17 protein-coding genes and 1 tRNA gene are annotated in these 17,605 nt (G+C 43.6%); 14 read left to right on the top strand and 4 right to left on the bottom strand.

The window, feature by feature from the left end:
- Positions 1-45: 45 nt before the first annotated feature.
- The 9 genes from H3V12_RS06025 (at position 46) to fliQ (ending at position 7,433) form a co-directional block, all read left to right on the top strand.
- A complete protein-coding gene (locus tag H3V12_RS06025; RefSeq protein ID WP_225868535.1) occupies positions 46-522 on the top strand; it encodes a transglycosylase SLT domain-containing protein in 477 nt (158 codons plus the stop codon).
- 278 nt (positions 523-800) lie between these two features.
- Positions 801-1,484, top strand: a complete 684-nt coding sequence (locus tag H3V12_RS06020; RefSeq protein WP_075870277.1) for a response regulator transcription factor — start codon at positions 801-803, stop codon at positions 1,482-1,484.
- A 254-nt stretch (positions 1,485-1,738) separates the two neighbouring features.
- Positions 1,739-3,109, top strand: coding sequence for a flagellar hook protein FlgE (locus H3V12_RS06015; RefSeq protein ID WP_246787492.1), 1,371 nt, complete (start codon positions 1,739-1,741; stop codon positions 3,107-3,109).
- A gap of 59 nt (positions 3,110-3,168) precedes the next feature.
- Positions 3,169-4,524, top strand: coding sequence for a flagellar hook-associated protein FlgK (gene flgK, locus H3V12_RS06010; RefSeq protein ID WP_198213499.1), 1,356 nt, complete (start codon positions 3,169-3,171; stop codon positions 4,522-4,524).
- Positions 4,525-4,531: 7 nt separating this feature from the next.
- Positions 4,532-5,623, top strand: a complete 1,092-nt coding sequence (locus tag H3V12_RS06005; protein WP_198213497.1) for a flagellar hook-associated family protein — start codon at positions 4,532-4,534, stop codon at positions 5,621-5,623.
- 56 nt (positions 5,624-5,679) lie between these two features.
- Complete coding sequence (gene flaF, locus H3V12_RS06000) at positions 5,680-6,054, top strand: flagellar biosynthesis regulator FlaF (protein ID WP_075870274.1); 375 nt, start codon at positions 5,680-5,682, stop codon at positions 6,052-6,054.
- A complete protein-coding gene (flbT, locus tag H3V12_RS05995) occupies positions 6,047-6,475 on the top strand; it encodes a flagellar biosynthesis repressor FlbT (protein WP_246787491.1) in 429 nt (142 codons plus the stop codon). The genes flaF and flbT overlap by 8 nt, the downstream gene beginning before the upstream one ends.
- Positions 6,476-6,491: 16 nt before the next feature.
- Complete coding sequence (gene flgD / locus H3V12_RS05990) at positions 6,492-7,145, top strand: flagellar hook assembly protein FlgD (RefSeq protein ID WP_246787490.1); 654 nt, start codon at positions 6,492-6,494, stop codon at positions 7,143-7,145.
- Positions 7,146-7,166: 21 nt separating this feature from the next.
- Entirely contained in the window at positions 7,167-7,433 is a 267-nt protein-coding gene (gene fliQ, locus H3V12_RS05985) for a flagellar biosynthesis protein FliQ (RefSeq protein ID WP_075870273.1), read from the top strand.
- 449 nt (positions 7,434-7,882) lie between these two features.
- On the opposite strand, the gene H3V12_RS05980 is transcribed toward fliQ, so the two are convergent.
- Together H3V12_RS05980 and purU are read right to left on the bottom strand one after the other, a co-directional pair.
- Positions 7,883-8,614, bottom strand: a complete 732-nt coding sequence (locus H3V12_RS05980) for a hypothetical protein (RefSeq protein ID WP_198213495.1) — start codon at positions 8,612-8,614, stop codon at positions 7,883-7,885.
- A gap of 420 nt (positions 8,615-9,034) precedes the next feature.
- Complete coding sequence (gene purU, locus H3V12_RS05975) at positions 9,035-9,919, bottom strand: formyltetrahydrofolate deformylase (protein WP_198213872.1); 885 nt, start codon at positions 9,917-9,919, stop codon at positions 9,035-9,037.
- A gap of 267 nt (positions 9,920-10,186) precedes the next feature.
- Between purU and phnN the strand changes: the two genes are divergently transcribed.
- Positions 10,187-10,822 (top strand): phosphonate metabolism protein/1,5-bisphosphokinase (PRPP-forming) PhnN, encoded by a 636-nt coding sequence (gene phnN / locus H3V12_RS05970; protein ID WP_198213493.1) that lies wholly within the window; start codon positions 10,187-10,189, stop codon positions 10,820-10,822.
- A 401-nt stretch (positions 10,823-11,223) separates the two neighbouring features.
- On the opposite strand, the gene H3V12_RS05965 is transcribed toward phnN, so the two are convergent.
- The gene (locus H3V12_RS05965) at positions 11,224-11,475 is read right to left on the bottom strand and encodes a hypothetical protein (RefSeq protein ID WP_198213491.1); all 252 of its coding nucleotides are present in this window, start codon (positions 11,473-11,475) and stop codon (positions 11,224-11,226) included.
- Positions 11,476-12,368: 893 nt separating this feature from the next.
- Positions 12,369-12,442 (bottom strand) — tRNA-Gln (locus H3V12_RS05960).
- Positions 12,443-12,761: 319 nt separating this feature from the next.
- Between H3V12_RS05960 and H3V12_RS05955 the strand changes: the two genes are divergently transcribed.
- The 4 genes from H3V12_RS05955 to proB all read left to right on the top strand — a co-directional run bounded on the left by H3V12_RS05955 (position 12,762) and on the right by proB (position 17,498).
- Entirely contained in the window at positions 12,762-14,180 is a 1,419-nt protein-coding gene (locus H3V12_RS05955; protein ID WP_198213489.1) for a Ppx/GppA phosphatase family protein, read from the top strand.
- Complete coding sequence (locus tag H3V12_RS05950) at positions 14,177-14,899, top strand: RlmE family RNA methyltransferase (RefSeq protein WP_075870268.1); 723 nt, start codon at positions 14,177-14,179, stop codon at positions 14,897-14,899. The genes H3V12_RS05955 and H3V12_RS05950 overlap by 4 nt, the downstream gene beginning before the upstream one ends.
- 445 nt (positions 14,900-15,344) lie before the next feature.
- The gene (gene obgE / locus H3V12_RS05945; RefSeq protein WP_198213487.1) at positions 15,345-16,367 is read left to right on the top strand and encodes a GTPase ObgE; all 1,023 of its coding nucleotides are present in this window, start codon (positions 15,345-15,347) and stop codon (positions 16,365-16,367) included.
- Positions 16,368-16,373: 6 nt separating this feature from the next.
- Positions 16,374-17,498, top strand: coding sequence for a glutamate 5-kinase (gene proB, locus H3V12_RS05940; RefSeq protein ID WP_198213485.1), 1,125 nt, complete (start codon positions 16,374-16,376; stop codon positions 17,496-17,498).
- Positions 17,499-17,605 lie beyond the last annotated feature (107 nt).

Here is a 17,605-nt window from a genome sequence, read left to right as displayed (position 1 = left end):
ACGTCTGTCACGACTGCTTTCGCAGGCAATGCTTGCGAGGGCGAGATGATCGAAGCATCGAAACGTTATGATATTCCATTGGGAATTCTCTATGCCGTAGGCCTTACTGAAACCGGTAACAAAGACTCACTTCAACCATATGCGCTTAATATTGATGGAAAAGCGTATTTTGCGCAAAACGAGTCGCAAGCATTGCGTATCTTTTATGAGGCAAAACGTCGCGGTGCAAAACTGATTGATGTCGGCTGTATGCAGATCAACCACTATTATCATGGGGAGCGGTTTCCGTCGGTAGCAGCAATGTTCCAGCCCCATCTCAACGTCGACTATGCTGCGCGTTTCCTTAAGGAATTGAGGCAGAGGGAAGGGAGTTGGACAATGGCAGTCGCCCGCTATCATGCAGGGCCGAATAATAACCCCGCACAAAAACGATATGTCTGTCAGGTCATGGCAAACATGATTGCTTCCGGCTTCGGAAAATGGACGCAAGCTTCGCGCCAGTTTTGTCGTGGAGAACTATAACTGATGTTTTAATAAGCATGGTTAAATTCTATAGTTAACGCGTTTAGGAATAGCTAACTGTTTGAAAATAAACGCATTTTATACGAAAAATAGTTTTTTGAAACGTCAAAATGTTAAAAAAATAGTCTAAATTCGGGAAAGTATGGCAGATTCTTGACGGGAAAAGTTAAAAACGACTTGTAATTTTCGTGGTGAAAGATATCTTAAAGAAAAGTCCTCATTAAGGATAAGTTCTTGAGTTTCAGAATTTGGTGAGGGCGTTTAATAGGAATAGGGACATGATAATAGTTGTAGACGAACGCAAGCTGGTAACGGATGGTTATTCTGCCTTGTTCGCACGGGAAGGCATCTCGGCAACAGGTTTATCATCTGCCGATTTCGATGACTGGGTAGAAACTGCACCAAAATCGGAAATGTCAGCAGTCGAAGCGATTCTTCTTGGTGATTGCAAGGATCGTATCGAATTACCGAAGAAAATTCGCGCTCATTGTGATGCTCCTGTATTGGCTGTCACGGAAAACAATTCACTTGAACAGACATTGGCTTTGTTCCAGGCCGGAATTGATGACGTGCTTCGTAAACCCATTCATGTCCGTGAAATTTTGGCTCGGGTAGCAGCAATCCGCCGCCGTATGGGTGGAGAGATCCGTAAATCCGATGCAGCAGTTGTTTTAGGACCGATCAGTGTATTTAACGATGGACGTGATCCCCAGATCAACGGTGTTGACTTTGTTCTACCTCGTCGTGAACGCCGTATTCTTGAATATCTGGTTGCCAATCATGGCCGGCGTGTTAACAAGACGCAGATTTTCAACGCCATATATGGTGTGTTTGATTCAGATGTGGAAGAAAACGTTGTTGAAAGCCACATCAGCAAACTTCGCAAGAAATTGAAAGCCAAGCTTGGAAGCGATGTTATCGATTCAAAACGTTTTCTTGGCTATAGCTTGAATATTGATTAATTTATCGTAACTCCATACGATTTCTTTAAGCCTGCGGTTCCGCAGGCTTTTTTTTGATCAATTCAAAAGTAAATTTTAAAAAACCTTCATAAAGCTTTTTGCCTTGAAATTCCGCTCTTCCGTATCATTTTTTTGATTGTTCAATCCTTTATTCGGACTAGAGACAAATGAACCATTCTGTTTGTTCGTTTTTTACTTTCGAGTTGTAAGGTTAAATTTGAAACCGGCATGAAGTTTAAAACAGCATTTGAAAAATGAAACGCGGCGCCAATGAACAGTTAATTTTCTTTGAAACTGAAATAACGCCAGCTTCGCACAAGGAAGCGCTTCTATGTTGCAACTATGGTTCTCAACTCAAGGAGATAACAATGGGTATTTACGGTATGATGCGTACCGGCGTTGCAGGAATGAACGCACAGGCAAACAGACTTACAGGTGTTGCAGATAACGTCGCTAACGTTAGTACGGCTGGTTATAAGCGGACGGATACTCAGTTTTCCGATCTGGTTATGCCATCAACGCGTAACGCTTATCAATCGGGTGGGGTCACAACAACTGTTCGCCATGATATTTCCATGCAGGGTGCAGGGCGTGGAACAGGAAAGCCTGGCGATATCATGCTTGAAGGCAACGGTTTCTTCCGTGTTCAAGATGAATCTGGAACCGAATACCTAACCCGTGCCGGTTCTTTCCAGCGAAATGGTGAAGGTTATCTGCAAAATGCAGGTGGATTTTATCTTCTGGATGAAACAGGAAAGCGTGTTGTGATCAAAGGAGGTGCCGGTGAACTTTTGCCAGGCAAGACGACGGATCTGGCATCTATAACGGCAAATCTGCAAGCGGATATGAAGAAAAATACCCACACTACGCTTTTTGGTGATCCCGCCGATCCAAGTGTTGACCCCAATACTATAAATCCAAAAGCTTATGATTTGAAAAAATTTGTGACTGTATATGATCAGCAGGGGACCGCTGTACAACTAGATGTCTATTTTACAAAAACAGATAATAATAAATGGACGATGTATACATGCGTGGGTAATAATCTTAAAATTGATGATCCTACAAATCCCGATTTAAAAAATCCTTTGACAACGACCGAACTTGAGTTTGATAATAATGGTAACTTATTAAATACTGAAAAAACTGTTAAGGCAAAAGCACCGAATGTGAATGGGGGTACTTTTCCCTTTGATCTTGATATTAGCGGATTAACGCAACTTGGCGCGAATTTCAGTTTTGATTCCAAACAAGATGGCTACGCACCAGGAACTTACAAAAATTTCAGTTTTAATGAAAAAGGCGAAATTCAGGTCAGCTATAGTAATAGTCAGGTAAGAACGATCGGCACAGTGGGTCTGTCTACCGTAACGGCTCCGGATTCACTTATTCCGATTACCGGAACAGTGTTCCAGGCAGTACCGGAAGCCGGTGGTCAAACATTCGGACATCCGGGTGAAGGTACATTCGGTGTTTTGAGAAGTGGTATGTTGGAAGAGTCAAACGCCGATATCGGTGATGAATTGACAGACATGATCGAAGCACAGCGCAATTATACTGCGAACTCGAAAGTGTTCCAGACGGGTTCGGAAGTAATGGATGTTATTGTCAATTTGAAACGATAGGACTAACCTTACTTGAAACCGGCTAAACGGCCGATTACATGAAATAAAAGAAGGCTAAAATGACACTAGGTACAGCACTTTCTACAGCAAGAAATTCACTCAAAACATCGTCTGGTCAGATGAGTGTTGTATCACAAAATATTGGTGGTGCGCGGGACACAAATTATACCCATCGCACCACCCATGTCCAATCCGGCGCATATGGAATGGTCAGTTCCAAGGTTATCCGCGATGATAATCCGGAACTTCTTACAAACTATTTGGTCAAATCCAGTCAATCGGCTGCGGCTGCGGCTATAAACAACGGTGCAAATCAACTTTCGAACATTTATAGTACAAACGATTTTGAAAATTCGCCGTCGCGTTTGCTTGATGATTTCAAAAAAGCTTTGCAGTTCTATGCCAATAATCCTAGCCAAAGAACAGCTGGTGACGCTGCCATTGACAAGGCAAAAGATCTTGTCAACAGTTTGAATGCCGGTTCCAAAGCAATTGATAAATTACGTACCGATACCGACAGTGAAATCAAGGATTCTGTCGATCACATCAATGATCTGTTAAAACAGTTCCATGAAGTCGAAGGGCAGATTGCCAATGAAAAAGGTGCTGGTCGTGATGGCTATGCCTATATGGATCAACGCGATGCAATTCTTAAAGAATTGTCTCAGGAAATTGGTATAACCACAGTTACTCACCCCGATGGCTCAATGTCTATCTACGGGATGGATAATAGCACACTTTATGACAAGGTTCCTGGAAAGGTCACCTTTGAGCCAAGTGGACCGTTATCGGCAGGTCGTGTTGGAAATCAAGTTTTGGTTGACGGAGTACCTTTATCTCACAGTGTGTTTACATCTCCTTACGGGTCCGGCAAGCTCGGCGGTTTGTTGAAAGTTCGTGATGAAACTGCTCCGCAATACCAGAAACAACTTGATGAAATAGCCAATGCGCTGACCGATATTTTTAAAGGTCCTCCCGCTCTATTCGAGGGTGGTGACGAAACTCAAGTCACCGGTACGGCAGGAAGGATTAGTGTTAATCCGGAGTTTGATAGCAATACCGTCGATGGTGGTCCGGAGAAGCTCGGTAAAGATATTCAGAAACTGATCGATAATTTGGATAAGCCCCGTAATTTCGGTAACGATACAGGGCTTGATAACACGCAAAGTATCACGTCTTACAGTAAGCAATCCCTTTCGTGGATAGAAGGTGTGCGCCAGTCTGCCACCTCTGACAACGAGTATAAGAGCACAATGTTCAGTCGTGCCGGAGAAGCTCTTTCCAATGAAACGGGGGTCAATACAGACGATGAAATGGCGCTCATGCTTCAACTGGAGCAAACCTATTCGGCAACTGCACGTATCATAACGACAGTAGGCAAAATGCTGGATGACCTGATGAGTGCGGTAAGGTAGGTGTGAAATGAATATCAACGCAATTTCTACTTATGTCTTGAACAATTCGCAGCGCTCGATTGTGTCGCAAGCTCAATCCGAGATCAATGAAGCAAGTTATGAATCAACAACACAGAGGGTTAGAGATCCGGGCTTGAAACTTGGCCGGCAGACAGGTCGCTTTGTTGATAACGAGAACCAGATTTCGACACTTCAGGGCTTGAAAGATAGCAATAATTTGGCCGCTCAGCGTATGGCTTCGGCGCAAACTGCTTTGCAAAGTCTGGTGGGTGCGAGCACAAAAGATAAACCGGGTGGCAGCCTTGTCCAGTTTAACAAGGCTTTGGTGGGCGACAATGTTTCAGCTACGCCTGCAACAATGCAGTCTGCTGCTCAAACAGCGCTCGACTCTTTCGTTTCGGCAATGAACACCAGCTACAATAACGAGTATGTTTTTGGTGGATCAAATACAAGCGAGCCACCTTTCGATTACTACAAAGCAGGCAGCAATACTGGCGGCAGCAAAATTGTTCAGGATGCATTCAGAAATTACTTCGGCTTCAATCTTGATGACCCGCAGGTTGCCAATATAACAGATGAACAAATGAAGTCCTTTATTGATGGACCATTTGACAAGTTGTTTGAAGAACCAAGTTGGTCGACAAATTTCTCTCGCGCTAAAGATGGCGCGGTCATGAACCGCATATCTGCAAGCGGCGAAACTGTTGATATTTCAGCAAGTGCCAATGATGCCGGTTTTCGTCATGCGATGAAAAATATGGTTCTCGTTGCCGAATTCGGTAATATCGGGCTCTCTTCAGCTGCCCAGCAAGTTGTAGGCGATCGTGCAAGGGCTTCTTCCGATAATAAGTCGACCGGAAGCGCGATTAACGAGATTATAACGTCGGCGTCCAATTTAGGTAACTCCCAAAATCGGGTTACCAATGCCAATGACCATATCAATGCACAGTTAAGTATATTGAACCAGACACGTAATGATATGATTGGGGCAGATGCTACTGAAGCATCTGCAAAATTGGTCCAACTCCAAACTGTATTGCAGATTTCTTACAATATGACAGCTCGGATCGCCAAAATGACTTTGGCAAATTATATTTAATTTAATCCTTTCGGCGTAAATTAAATAACACGGATGTAAAATCTGGGGAATTTTTGATGTATCAGATGCGGTACGAAGATATAATGGAAGATGATCAAATGGGCGCTCGCGAGCGCGAAAGTATTCTATTTGATCGCTGTATTAAAATGCTACGTGCTGCCCAGAAGGCAGGTCCAAGCACCCGTGAGGCGTATGAAGCCGTAGCCTTCACGCGCAAATTGTGGATTATTTTGATTGAAGATTTGGGGCTGGCGGAAAATGCACTCCCGACAGACCTTAAAGCCTCTCTGATTTCCATTGGTTTTTTTATTCTGAAGGAAATCCAGAGATTGGAGAATGGGGAAACAGCAGATTTTGATACTTTGGTGGAAATCTCTGAATCCATCAGAGACGGTCTTGCTACAAATCCGGAGAAAAGTAAAAATGACTGATAAAACGATGCATATTACATTGCGGCCTAATGAAAAAATCTATCTGAACGGCGCGGTGCTGCGGCCGGATCGCAAGGTCACATTGGAGCTTCTGAATGATGCAACCTTCCTTCTTGAAGCCCATGTCATGCAGGCAGAGGATACAAATACTCCTTTGAAGCAACTTTATTTCGCTGCACAGGTCATGTTGATCGACCCAGATACTGCCGACAAAACTGTAATGATCTTCGTTGAAATGCTGGGGAAGATGCTGCGCACATTTAACGACCCGATCATTCTGGAAGGTTTACGCAAGTGCATTGATTTGACTGAACAGGATAAAATTTTCGAAGTCTTGAAAGTCATTCGTGGATTGTTCGATCGGGAAGCCACAATTATGGGTAAAAAGCCCGTCCCCGCAAAGGAAAAGAAAACAGCCTAATTTTAGGAGAAAATTCATGACCATAAGTGCTGTCGATAATAACACATCAAGCCTTATGAAATATACTCCGGCAACGAATACCGCTGCCGGAAAGACTTCACCATCTTTATCGAGTTTTGCCTCGCAGGCTGAACCAAAAACAGACGATAATAAGAGTGCAACCACAGGTACGAATGCTGCTCCTACAACAACAGCTGCACCAACGACCGGAACGCAAACACCTTCAACGTCGAATACCGGCACGACTACCGGTTCTACGACTGCTACATCGAGCACAGATGGTAAAGCACCTAATGCCGATTATAATACATTTATCAAATTGTTGATTGCGCAAATGAAGAATCAGGATCCTACAAAGCCGATGGATTCAACCGAATTTGTTTCGCAATTGGCAAGCTTCTCGGCAGTCGAACAACAAACCCAGACAAACACCAAACTTGATACAATGGCTAAGTCACTGAACAATATTATGGTTGATGGCCCGATTTCCCGTGCCGAAGGGTATGTGGGAAAATATCTTTCATTTACAGATGAAAAAGGCGTTGTGACTGCAGGAACGGCACAATCTGTCACGATTTACAGCGACGGTTTGATTGCTAAACTGGACAACGGAAAAGACCTTCTTATCGGGCCTGGTGTGACTGTGATGAATAACAAGCCACAGGCTTGATCTGATCGGGGTTAGAAAAAAATGAATGAAGCCGATGCCGTAGATATGATGACGGCGGCAGTGTGGACCGTTCTGGTTGCAAGCGGTCCTGCTGTTGGTGCTGCTATGGCCATCGGCATTGTTATCGCGCTGTTTCAGGCTTTGACACAAATACAGGAAATGACGCTGACTTTTATACCTAAAATTGTCGTCATTTTTGTTGTGCTTGCTCTGACCGCTTCGTTTGTAGGCAGTCAAATTTATTCGTTTACCCAGTTGGTTTATGGCCGCATTGAATCGGGATTTTAATCTCGCAGTTTTTGCAAATATAAAGTAAATAATAACGCGGCAGCACTTTTTGGGACGTTGAACGAAGTGATAAGGTACTGCCTTTAATAGGACTTTTCTGAACTCGGCTCAGTCTTATACGTTTCCCGATTATATATTAGGTAATGCTTTTCCGTTCAGAACGTAGCAATATTTAATAAAGTTATTTTCGCTGCAAAGATACAGGGGTCCGTTCATATATTTTATTTTGTTCGAGATAATAGAAGGTTCCGGAAAAATGCATCTCCGATGTGTTTACAAAATTTTTGATAGTTTTGCGACGTTTGAGAACTGCAACAGCAAAACTCTTATGTCCTTTATAATGTCTCTCAATTAAAACACTGAATGGGTATTTAAATGCCATAAAAAATGGAAACAGCTATTAATAGCCATTTCCACTTGGCATTGTTAAAACTCGCCGTTTCGAGAGGTTAGATATCTTCTTTAGTAGTATCGGGATTTATCCCGTTCACACTAACTTGTGTATCAATTTTGAAGCTTCCGGGATTAGCAGTTGAAAGATCTGTATCACGATCCGCTTGAACCGTTGAGGTTGGATTCTGGGATCCATCCGCTTTCAAACCGGTAGCCTTTTTATCTGCGCTTTTATCATCAAAGGATATATGCGGCAGATGGGTTTTACCTTTCGAGCCAACCTTTCCACCACTTAGCGAAAAATCATCTTTTGCCTGAATGCCGCTAGATCCCTGATCGCTTGTTCCGTCAGCATTGCCATCATTAGCTGATTTAACTTCCGGCGTAACTTTATTATCGCCAGCTTCAGGAACCTTGGCTTTCTGATCATCAACCTTCGCCACAACATCAACATCCAAGCGTGTTGTGCTGCCATCCGTTTTCTTGCCATCCAAGCCATTACCGGATTGGCCTTGAACAGCTTCAAAAAGCTTCTCCATTTCGGCGCGAGCTTCATCAAGATTTTTCTGATGTAAAGCTTCTTGAGACGCTGTTTGTTGTTCCTTTATAAGCTCTGTAATGTGAGCCATTATCTCAGCGACACTCGCAGAAATCGGATAATGCGGCCGCGGTTCAACAATAGGAATTTGTTCCACAACCGAGTCGGTCCGAGCCGTCTGCGTTGATGGCACCGCTACTTGCACGGTCGTCAACGAACGGGTGCCTGATGTAGCATCAACCGGTTGCATAATTACTCTCCAAAAACTATCAACAAGCTCCAATCTTCATGATTTTTCTTGTTCTGTTTCAAGCTCCTCATAAGCCTAGTTGGCATAATATTCTTTTTTTTAGAAAAAAGCAAGAATTCTTGATGATTTTCAAATATCAACAGGAAATAAAAGAATCCAACGCCCTTGGTATAACGAGAATCCTATTTTAACTTTGAAATAACTAAGACGTTCATCAAAAGCGTAATCTAATCGGAACAACAATATATCAATTGCCAGGTTGAAGTTCAACTGGACTTTCAATTGTTTATATGCCACCAATGTCAAGGTTTCTTAGCCTTTTGGCTTCTAATAAGCAATAAAGCAGCAACTTTAAGCTGTCGTTCATATAAAATTGGCGTTGTTGAAAACAACTATTTACATGATGTTGTGCTAAATTGATTATCCCATCCGTTCCGAAGCGTAGCTCCCGGGTGTTGCGGGGAAGACAACCGTGCGGTTATCGTTAATAAAAACGCGATGATGGATATGAGCGTGAATGGCGCGTGCTAAAACTTGCGCCTCGACATCCCGCCCCAGTGCAACGTAATCATCTGCGTTTTGTGCATGAGTTACACGCACAACATCCTGTTCAATAATTGGTCCTTCATCAAGATCGGCTGTCACATAATGGGCGGTGGCACCGATAATTTTGACACCGCGTTGAAAAGCTTGCTTATACGGGTTTGCCCCCTTGAAGCTTGGCAGGAATGAATGATGGATATTGATAATTTTTCCCGACATTTCTTTGCAAAGCCGATCGGACAAAATTTGCATATAGCGGGCAAGAACAACGAGCTCCGTTCCGGTTCCGGAAATGATTTCGAATAAACGGTCTTCGGCTTCGCGTTTGCGGTCTTTATTGACCGGAATATGGTAAAAGGGGAGGTCATTATTGACAACGAGTTTTTGATAATCAAGATGATTGGAGATAACACCCGTTATATCAATTGGCAGCGCACCTATTCTCCAGCGATAAATGAGATCGTTCAAACAATGGCCGAATTTTGATACCATGATCACAACTTTCATGCGGTCTTGTGTATCAAAAAAATTGGCGTTCATAGAGAATTCACGAGCAATCGGCTCAAATGCCTTTTCGAGCTCGTGCATATCTTTCCCGCCTTCACTATCAAAACCGACGCGACAAAAGAATTTTTTCGACAGTGCATCATCAAATTGCGAACTGTTGACAATGTTACATGTATTTTTTGCCAAAAATGTCGATATAGCGGCAACGATGCCCCTTCTTGCGGGACAAACGACAGTTAAAACAAAACGTGACATTGTCATTTGTATCATGTGTCTTATTAGCCAATCAATTGTTATTCATATCGGGTGACTTCCGGTTATTATCTGTTTTTAAATAAGAAATATGAATATAATATTATTGTTAGGTTATCGATGGGGGATCGATAATTTTTGCTCGTTACAAAGCTTGCGTTTTTGCCAAATGACATGGCAATTATTTCTCTACAGTTGTAAAGTAATAGGAGTTCTTTCCATTGAAGGAATTCGGGAGACAAGAGTCTCCTTGATATGGACATTTGGTCTATGATGAAAAATGTTGGTTGGTTCGTTGCAATTGTTGGACCGAGTGGGGCGGGAAAAGACACGGTCATTAATGTTGTTCATGAGGTTCTGGCAAATAACGAGGACTTTTTATTTACCCGACGTATAATCACGCGACAATCCGGTATCTCGCGACAAAATCGACAAGATGAAAATTCGAAAAAATTAGGTAACGAAGACAATATAGAAGTATCAGTGGCACAGTTCCTGAAACTTCTGGATCAGGGCGCATTCTCTATGCACTGGTTTGCGCATGGAATTTATTATGGCCTTCCCGCTGATATTGAGAATGACGTAAAACAAGGGAAAATTGTAATTGCCAATATCTCGCGAAATAGTCTTGGAATGGCAAAAAAACTATTCGACCATGTTCTCGTCGTTGAAATCAATGCTCCGGCGCAAATTCTGAAAGAACGACTCATCAATCGTAAAAGAGAAAGTAAATCAGATATTGCCGAAAGGCTAGAACGTGCAAATGTTCCAATCCAATTGCCCGACGGGGCTGAATATTGCTACATAGATAATTCGGGTGATGTGAAAATTGCTGTCGGCAAATTATTGCTAATTCTGGAAAAATTGGCTGCACAAAATTCCCGCATGACTGCAGACAAGCATTAAAACTATAGATCATAAAACCTGTATTTATTTTTTCCCCGATTTACGGCGAAATCTATTTTTCCAACCAAAGTAAAATATTTGCTTTGTTTTTCGAAAAATCATAAAAATTATTGTATCATGATTTCTGTTTTCTGGAACATGGAGAAATCGTCAAGCCGATTTTGAGCAAAGAACAAATAATCAATGTTATTGAGAAAAATATCTTGTTACGTCAGTGCACGAGCACTTCGGCCTGTTCATATATTCAATCGCGTTCAGGGCTGATTTAACAACTCACGTCCAGACGGATGACATTGAGAGAAGAACAAGTCGTTAAACGAGGATAAAAGGAGGTTAAAAGCAACCTCCCGTCAAATAACTAAAATATGCGGGCCAAATCTACGGTTTAAAATGGAAGCCGGTCATTCCGGCTCATCTTCGTCCGGCTCGCTGGTAAAAAGATTTTCCCCTACGACATCTCTATCCTCGTCACTCAACGGGTTTTCTATATCTTCTGCTGTCTTGTTGCGTGGACGAAATTTACCATCATCGTCGCCTGTAACATCATCAAAAATGTCGACGGTATCGACGGGACCATTTTTATCATCGTCCTGTTCGTCGAGTTTTTCGACATCGACTATTTTTACATGTTTATTTTTATCGTCATCAGACATTTTCAAAATTCCTGTATTCGTTCTTCTGATTAAATGTGTGTTTCAACCTGATAGTCTGCAAGACTAGATCATTTTTTTATTGTTCCTGTAAATGATGCAGTTTTTAACTGCGACAATTCACCCCGTTAAATAAAAATGATGGGGGTTTCGATTGAGAAAAACAGATGGCTAATTTCGTGTAACTGGGTTTACTGACATTGTCTTGGAGCTTTCTCGCCTTTTAGGGAGAAAAAATCCCTGATCAAGCCTTCATTGCAAAGTTCACGCAGCGAATACTGAATGTTACAAACCCGCTTATAAAGTTTGAAATACAAAATATCGGATGTTCAGAAGATCAAAAACAGCAAGGAAAGTGCTGCTCTTTGCCACTGAAAGATGAGTTGGCTATGTGAAATCACATGTTACAACCATAAAATTTCCGATGTATGGAAGCGGCCGGTTAAAAATTTATTTCAATTAAAGTGATAAAAATCTGCCGGAATTTGCGGAAAAATAAACCGAGATCAACAACCTCTTTTTACGCTGTTAAAGACTTTGAATTCGGTCTTGATATTTAAGGCTTGGCTCTATGCGTTTGATGCAAATCAAGCAAGCATCGGATTTTTTAAAATCATAATAAAAAGGCTTAGGCGGGATTGAAGCGGTACGCTAGTGCACTGGAATGGAAATAGAATATGTTGGATGTCATACGGTGCAAAACTTTGGCAATGGCTCAGCACTATTCGAATCGCGCAAACCGATCAAAAAAGGCTAGTAAAGTAGTTCGACAATTCGAACGAGAGGTGAATGAGCGACATAAGAAATTGTCTAACTGATGCTGAAAAAAGTGTCTAACTTTTTCACCACAAAAAAATCGGAAAGTAAATTTTATAATCCTTTTCAAGGAGATATATTGGCTGGGGAACCTGGATTCGAACCAGGACTGACGGAGTCAGAGTCCGCAGTTCTACCGTTAAACTATTCCCCAGCATTTCTGCTTTTTGCGAGAACAGCATGGCTTTTAGCATATCCATTTCAATATACAAGCCTAAACTTGAGAAAATAATCCTGTCATGGTGCGTTCAATCTGTTGGCTGAATTCCCGACAAAAAATTTCGGCTGTTGCGTCGCATTTCCGGCTCAACGTTCGATAAGATTTCGTTTTAACTTTTAAGCTTTTTTCAAAAAAATGAAGAAGCTTGGTTCCAGCTATTGGTAAAAACCGTCAACGCTGTTACATTAGAAACAACGATAGGTAATGAAGTGTCCATTGTGAGGAAATGTCCCCATGGCGCTTTTAAGGAAAGATGATGATGACTCCGTTGATCGACAATCCGGAAGGGTCGGAGCGGGGGAAGCCGGGCGGAAATGATGCAAAAGGTGTGCATGAACGCTTGGAAAGGCATGAAAATGGCGGCGGAGAACCGCCTTTAACAGGGTCTTTAGCTGTTCCCCCATTCAGGAAAAAGCGCGCCAAAAGGCGCCAGAACGGGAAGTTGCGCGCGTCTGGCGAACAGACTGCAGCTGCTGGACCTGAAAAATCCCGTTGCAATAAAAAACGTTCACGTACAACGCCGGTTTTGGCAATTTCCGACGATAACAGAACGAGGCCAAAAGGTGTTGAAAAGCAAAGCTCTACGGACGAGTTCAAAAGGCATGGACATCCAATTCATGGTTATTGGAAAAAAGTGCCACTTTATGCAGCACTTGATTTGGGAACAAATAATTGCCGTTTGTTGATAGCCGCGCCGACTAAACCAGGTCATTTTCACGTTGTCGATGCATTTTCGCGCATTGTCCGTCTGGGGGAAGGATTGGGGCGTACGGGGCGTCTGAACGAAAATGCGATGGAGCGGGCAATCGAGGCTCTCAAAGTTTGTCGTCTAAAACTTGATCAAAGAAAGATCAAACGGTGCCGGCTTATTGCAACAGAAGCTTGCCGATCTGCCGAAAACGGTCAACGTTTTATTGAACGGGCTGCACGGGAAACCGGTATTGATCTTGAAATTATCGATCGCGAGACAGAAGCACGTCTGGCGGTTGCGGGCTGTGGCACACTGGTTGAAGATGATACCGATGCGATAGTTGTCTTCGATATAGGGGGCGGGTCGTCAGAAATCGTATTGATCGACCGGTCGAAAAAACGCTCTCCACGGCTTGCCGAACATATTATTGCATGGACGTCGTTACCCGTTGGTGTCATTACTTTGGCCGAGCGTTTTGGCGGTGAAAATGTGACGGCCGATGTTTTTGAAAAAATGAAGGATTATGTCCGTCATTTGTTGATGCATTTCGAGGGGCGCAAGAAACTTGGAGCATTGGCAAAAAGTCCGCATTTCCATTTGCTGGGCACTTCGGGGACGGTCACAACGCTCGCCGGCATTCATTTGGAACTCGCCAAATATGACCGTCGTTTGATTGACGGAATTTGGCTTAATAATGATGATGTCGAACGCATGACCAAACGTTTGCTTTCATGGAATCTTGAAGAACGCATTGCCAACCCGTGTATCGGACAGGATAGGGCTGATCTGGTGCTTGCCGGCTGCGCCATTCTTGATGTCATAAGAGAAGAGTGGCCGTCCGAACGGTTGAGGGTGGCTGATCGTGGTTTGCGGGAAGGGATATTGACGGAATTGATGTCACGTGATGGTGCATGGAGAAAACGTCGTCATATGAATGCACGTTTCGGTCTGCCAAGAAATCGTGAAAGTGAGCGTTTATGACAACAAAAAAAACAGGAACACATGCTGGTGGAAGAGGCGGTGCAGGCACTCATGAACTCCACACAAGGGTAAAAAAGAAAGCCGGAACGATCAAGGCGTCATCGCGCAGATGGCTTGAGCGTCATCTCAACGATCCTTATGTGCATCAATCAAAAATAGACGGATATCGTTCCCGTGCAGCTTACAAGCTTATCGAAATCAATGAACGCTATCATCTCTTAAAAAAAGGACAGAAGATTATTGATCTTGGTGCAGCCCCTGGTGGCTGGTGTCAGGTAGCGGCAAAAATTGTTGGCTCTACAAATGACCATCCTTCTGTCGTTGGCATTGATTATCTTCATATGGATCCCTTGCCGGGTGTTACAATGCTGGAAATGGACTTTCTTGATGATGATGCACCCGAAAAGCTGATGGACGCTCTTGGAGCCAAGCCCGATCTCGTAATTTCCGATATGGCTGCGCCGACAATTGGTCATAAGCAAACCGATCATATCAGGACGATCCATCTTTGCGAAGTGGCTGCCGATTTTGCCGTATCGGTCTTGAAACCGGGTGGGCATTTTCTTGCTAAAACCTTTCAGGGCGGCGCAGAAAATGAATTGCTGACAATATTGAAGCAGAATTTCAAGAAGATTTACCACGTCAAGCCTCCGGCAAGTCGGGCGGAATCGGTCGAGCTTTATTTGTTGGCTTATGATTTCAAGGGTAAAAACGCTTGAACAGGGCTGATGGGGGGTGTCGTTACTTCCCCTAACAAAACCGTATGATTGATAATAGTTTTTATAGTTCGGGCCGAAAATCTGAAAATCGAATGTGCTGAAAAACTTGTGACCGATAAAAGCACATGCAATGACAAGAGAACGTCGCAATTTCGGACTGTTCTTTAAAATCGTATCCAAGACGGTGGCTGGTTGAAAAACCGTTGAGGAGACGATGAATATTTGCTCTTCCGGATATGTTTGAAGTTCAAAAGCGTATCGATCGGCTGGTTGGATGATTTTCACGAAAAAGTCGAGCTTTCAAACGAAAGTTTGTGTCATTATCAAAGCTGTTTTTTTTAAAATCGGGCCAAAAATCAGTAAAACTATTTCGCTTTCCATCTCTATAGCCTTGTCTGGAACTTTGCGCTATGAGAGAGGCAAAGACCAACGAAGAGTATAAAAAATGAAATTTCTCGATCAGGCGAAAGTCTATATCCGTTCCGGAGATGGCGGGGCAGGTGCAGTTTCCTTCCGGCACGAGAAGTTTCTCGAATTCGGCGGGCCCGATGGCGGTGACGGTGGTCGTGGCGGTGATGTATGGGCTGTTGCGGTCGACAGTTTGAATACGTTGATTGATTACCGCTATCAGCAACATTTCAAAGCCAAAACCGGTACGCATGGTATGGGGCGCAATATGACGGGTGCCAAAGGGGCGGATGTCGTATTGAGAGTACCGGTTGGTACCCAAATTTTTGAAGAAGACAACGAAACGCTTATCTGTGACTTGACAGAGGCGGGGCAAAAATTTTGTCTGGCAAAGGGCGGAAATGGAGGTTTTGGCAATCTGCATTTTACCACGTCAACCAATCGCGCGCCTCGTCGAGCCAATCCCGGACTTGAAGGGATCGAGCGCACAATTTGGTTGCGTTTGAAGTTGATTGCCGATTGCGGACTTGTCGGCCTTCCGAATGCCGGAAAATCCACTTTTCTTGCGTCTGTTACAGCCGCAAAACCTAAAATTGCCGATTATCCGTTTACCACATTGCATCCCCATCTTGGCGTGGTTCGTATTGACGGGCGTGAATTCGTACTTGCCGACATCCCCGGTCTTATAGAAGGTGCCCATGAAGGCGTTGGCATTGGCGACCGGTTTTTAGGTCATGTCGAACGCTGTCAGGTTCTTTTGCATCTTGTTTCTGCACAGGAAGAAGATGTAGCGAAAGCTTATCAGATCATCCGTGACGAATTGGAAGCCTATGGTCACGGGCTTTCTGAAAAACCGGAAATCATTGCTTTAAGCCAGATTGATATTCTTGACGAAGAAAAAAAGCAGGAAAAGCAAAAACAACTGGAACAAATATCAGGGAAAAAAGTCCATCTTTTGTCAGCAGTGACGCACGCAGGAATAGAGGAAACTTTGCGTTCCATTGCCCGAATTATCGAAGAAAGTCGCAAAGAGAAAGCCGCGAAGGAAGCCGGAGAATAGGCATTCATGGTGCAGGAATTAAAAAAACTTGATCAATATAAACGTATTGTTGTCAAAATCGGCTCGGCTCTCCTTGTTGATCGCAAACACGGTCTTAAAGTTGAATGGCTTGAAAGCCTGATTAACGACGTCGCCGCATTGGAGAAAAAAGGCGTGGAGGTGCTTCTGGTATCATCCGGTGCTATTGCCTTGGGACGCACGCTCTTGAAACTACCGTCGGGTTCTCTCAAACTTGAGCAAAGTCAGGCATGTGCGGCAATCGGCCAGATCGAACTTGCCAAAGCCTATGGAGCCCAATTGTTAAAACATGGCGTAATGACCGGCCAAATTCTGCTGACACTTGTTGATACAGAAGAGCGCCGCCATTATCTCAATGCAAGGGCAACAATCAATACGTTACTTCATTTTGGTGCAGTTCCTGTCGTTAACGAGAACGACACGGTTGCAACCGGCGAAATCCGTTATGGCGATAATGATCGTCTGGCAGCACGCGTTGCAACAATGATGGGAGCAGATCTCCTTATTCTGTTATCCGATATTGATGGCCTTTATTCTGCACCGCCGCATCTTGACGATCATTCGGTATTCATTCCCTATATCCGGTCGATCAATCCCGCTATTGAAAAAATGGCGGGTCTTGCCGCCTCCGAATTATCGCGTGGGGGAATGAAAACAAAACTTGAAGCAGGCAAAATTGCCAATCAATCCGGAACGGCAATGATTATAACGTCGGGTAAGCGCCTCCACCCGTTGGCCGCAATTGATCAAGGAGAAAGGACAAGCTTTTTTGCAGCGAGCGAAAAGCCTGTAAGTGCTTGGAAAACGTGGATATCCGGTCAGCTTGATCCATCAGGTACATTGACGATAGACGAGGGGGCAGTGCGTGCATTGAAAAGAGGAAAATCTCTTCTTGCAGCCGGTGTTGTTGCCCTTGATGGTGATTTTCACCATGGTGATACTGTGGCGATTGTTGACAAGGGTAACATTGAAATCGCAAGGGGATTGGTCAGTTATGATCGGGATGAGGCCGATCGTATTATCGGATTGAAAAATTCCGAGATCGAAGCTGTTCTCGGCTATGAACCAAGATCTGCAATGGTCCATCGCAATGACATGGTTTTGCGGAGTTAGCTATCATTTATTATCAATAATTTTTGTTATGCTTGCGTTATAAATATCGTTCCTTAAGCTTAGCGGTCGGTAGAGTTATAATATATATTGAGTTATCGGATGCGATG

The organism is Bartonella sp. W8167 (assembly GCF_016100335.1).
Taxonomy (GTDB): Bacteria; Pseudomonadota; Alphaproteobacteria; order Rhizobiales; family Rhizobiaceae; genus Bartonella; species Bartonella apis.
The sequence above is the reverse complement of the archived record's forward strand: the minus strand, read 5'-3'. Positions and strand labels throughout refer to the sequence as shown.

Bases quoted from the DNA above. Each gene is read 5' to 3' on its own strand.
- H3V12_RS05955 (WP_198213489.1), top strand. From the start codon at position 12,762: ATGATGATGACTCCGTTGATCGACAATCCGGAAGGGTCGGAGCGGGGG.
- flaF (WP_075870274.1), top strand. From the start codon at position 5,680: ATGTATCAGATGCGGTACGAAGATATAATGGAAGATGATCAAATGGGC.
- flgD (WP_246787490.1), top strand. From the start codon at position 6,492: ATGACCATAAGTGCTGTCGATAATAACACATCAAGCCTTATGAAATAT.
- H3V12_RS06015 (WP_246787492.1), top strand. From the start codon at position 1,739: ATGAAACGCGGCGCCAATGAACAGTTAATTTTCTTTGAAACTGAAATA.
- flbT (WP_246787491.1), top strand. From the start codon at position 6,047: ATGACTGATAAAACGATGCATATTACATTGCGGCCTAATGAAAAAATC.
- H3V12_RS05965 (WP_198213491.1), bottom strand. From the start codon at position 11,475: ATGTCTGATGACGATAAAAATAAACATGTAAAAATAGTCGATGTCGAA.
- H3V12_RS06020 (WP_075870277.1), top strand. From the start codon at position 801: ATGATAATAGTTGTAGACGAACGCAAGCTGGTAACGGATGGTTATTCT.
- H3V12_RS05980 (WP_198213495.1), bottom strand. From the start codon at position 8,614: ATGCAACCGGTTGATGCTACATCAGGCACCCGTTCGTTGACGACCGTG.
- fliQ (WP_075870273.1), top strand. From the start codon at position 7,167: ATGAATGAAGCCGATGCCGTAGATATGATGACGGCGGCAGTGTGGACC.
- obgE (WP_198213487.1), top strand. From the start codon at position 15,345: ATGAAATTTCTCGATCAGGCGAAAGTCTATATCCGTTCCGGAGATGGC.
- proB (WP_198213485.1), top strand. From the start codon at position 16,374: ATGGTGCAGGAATTAAAAAAACTTGATCAATATAAACGTATTGTTGTC.
- flgK (WP_198213499.1), top strand. From the start codon at position 3,169: ATGACACTAGGTACAGCACTTTCTACAGCAAGAAATTCACTCAAAACA.
- H3V12_RS05950 (WP_075870268.1), top strand. From the start codon at position 14,177: ATGACAACAAAAAAAACAGGAACACATGCTGGTGGAAGAGGCGGTGCA.
- H3V12_RS06025 (WP_225868535.1), top strand. From the start codon at position 46: ATGATCGAAGCATCGAAACGTTATGATATTCCATTGGGAATTCTCTAT.
- phnN (WP_198213493.1), top strand. From the start codon at position 10,187: ATGATGAAAAATGTTGGTTGGTTCGTTGCAATTGTTGGACCGAGTGGG.
- purU (WP_198213872.1), bottom strand. From the start codon at position 9,919: ATGTCACGTTTTGTTTTAACTGTCGTTTGTCCCGCAAGAAGGGGCATC.
- H3V12_RS06005 (WP_198213497.1), top strand. From the start codon at position 4,532: ATGAATATCAACGCAATTTCTACTTATGTCTTGAACAATTCGCAGCGC.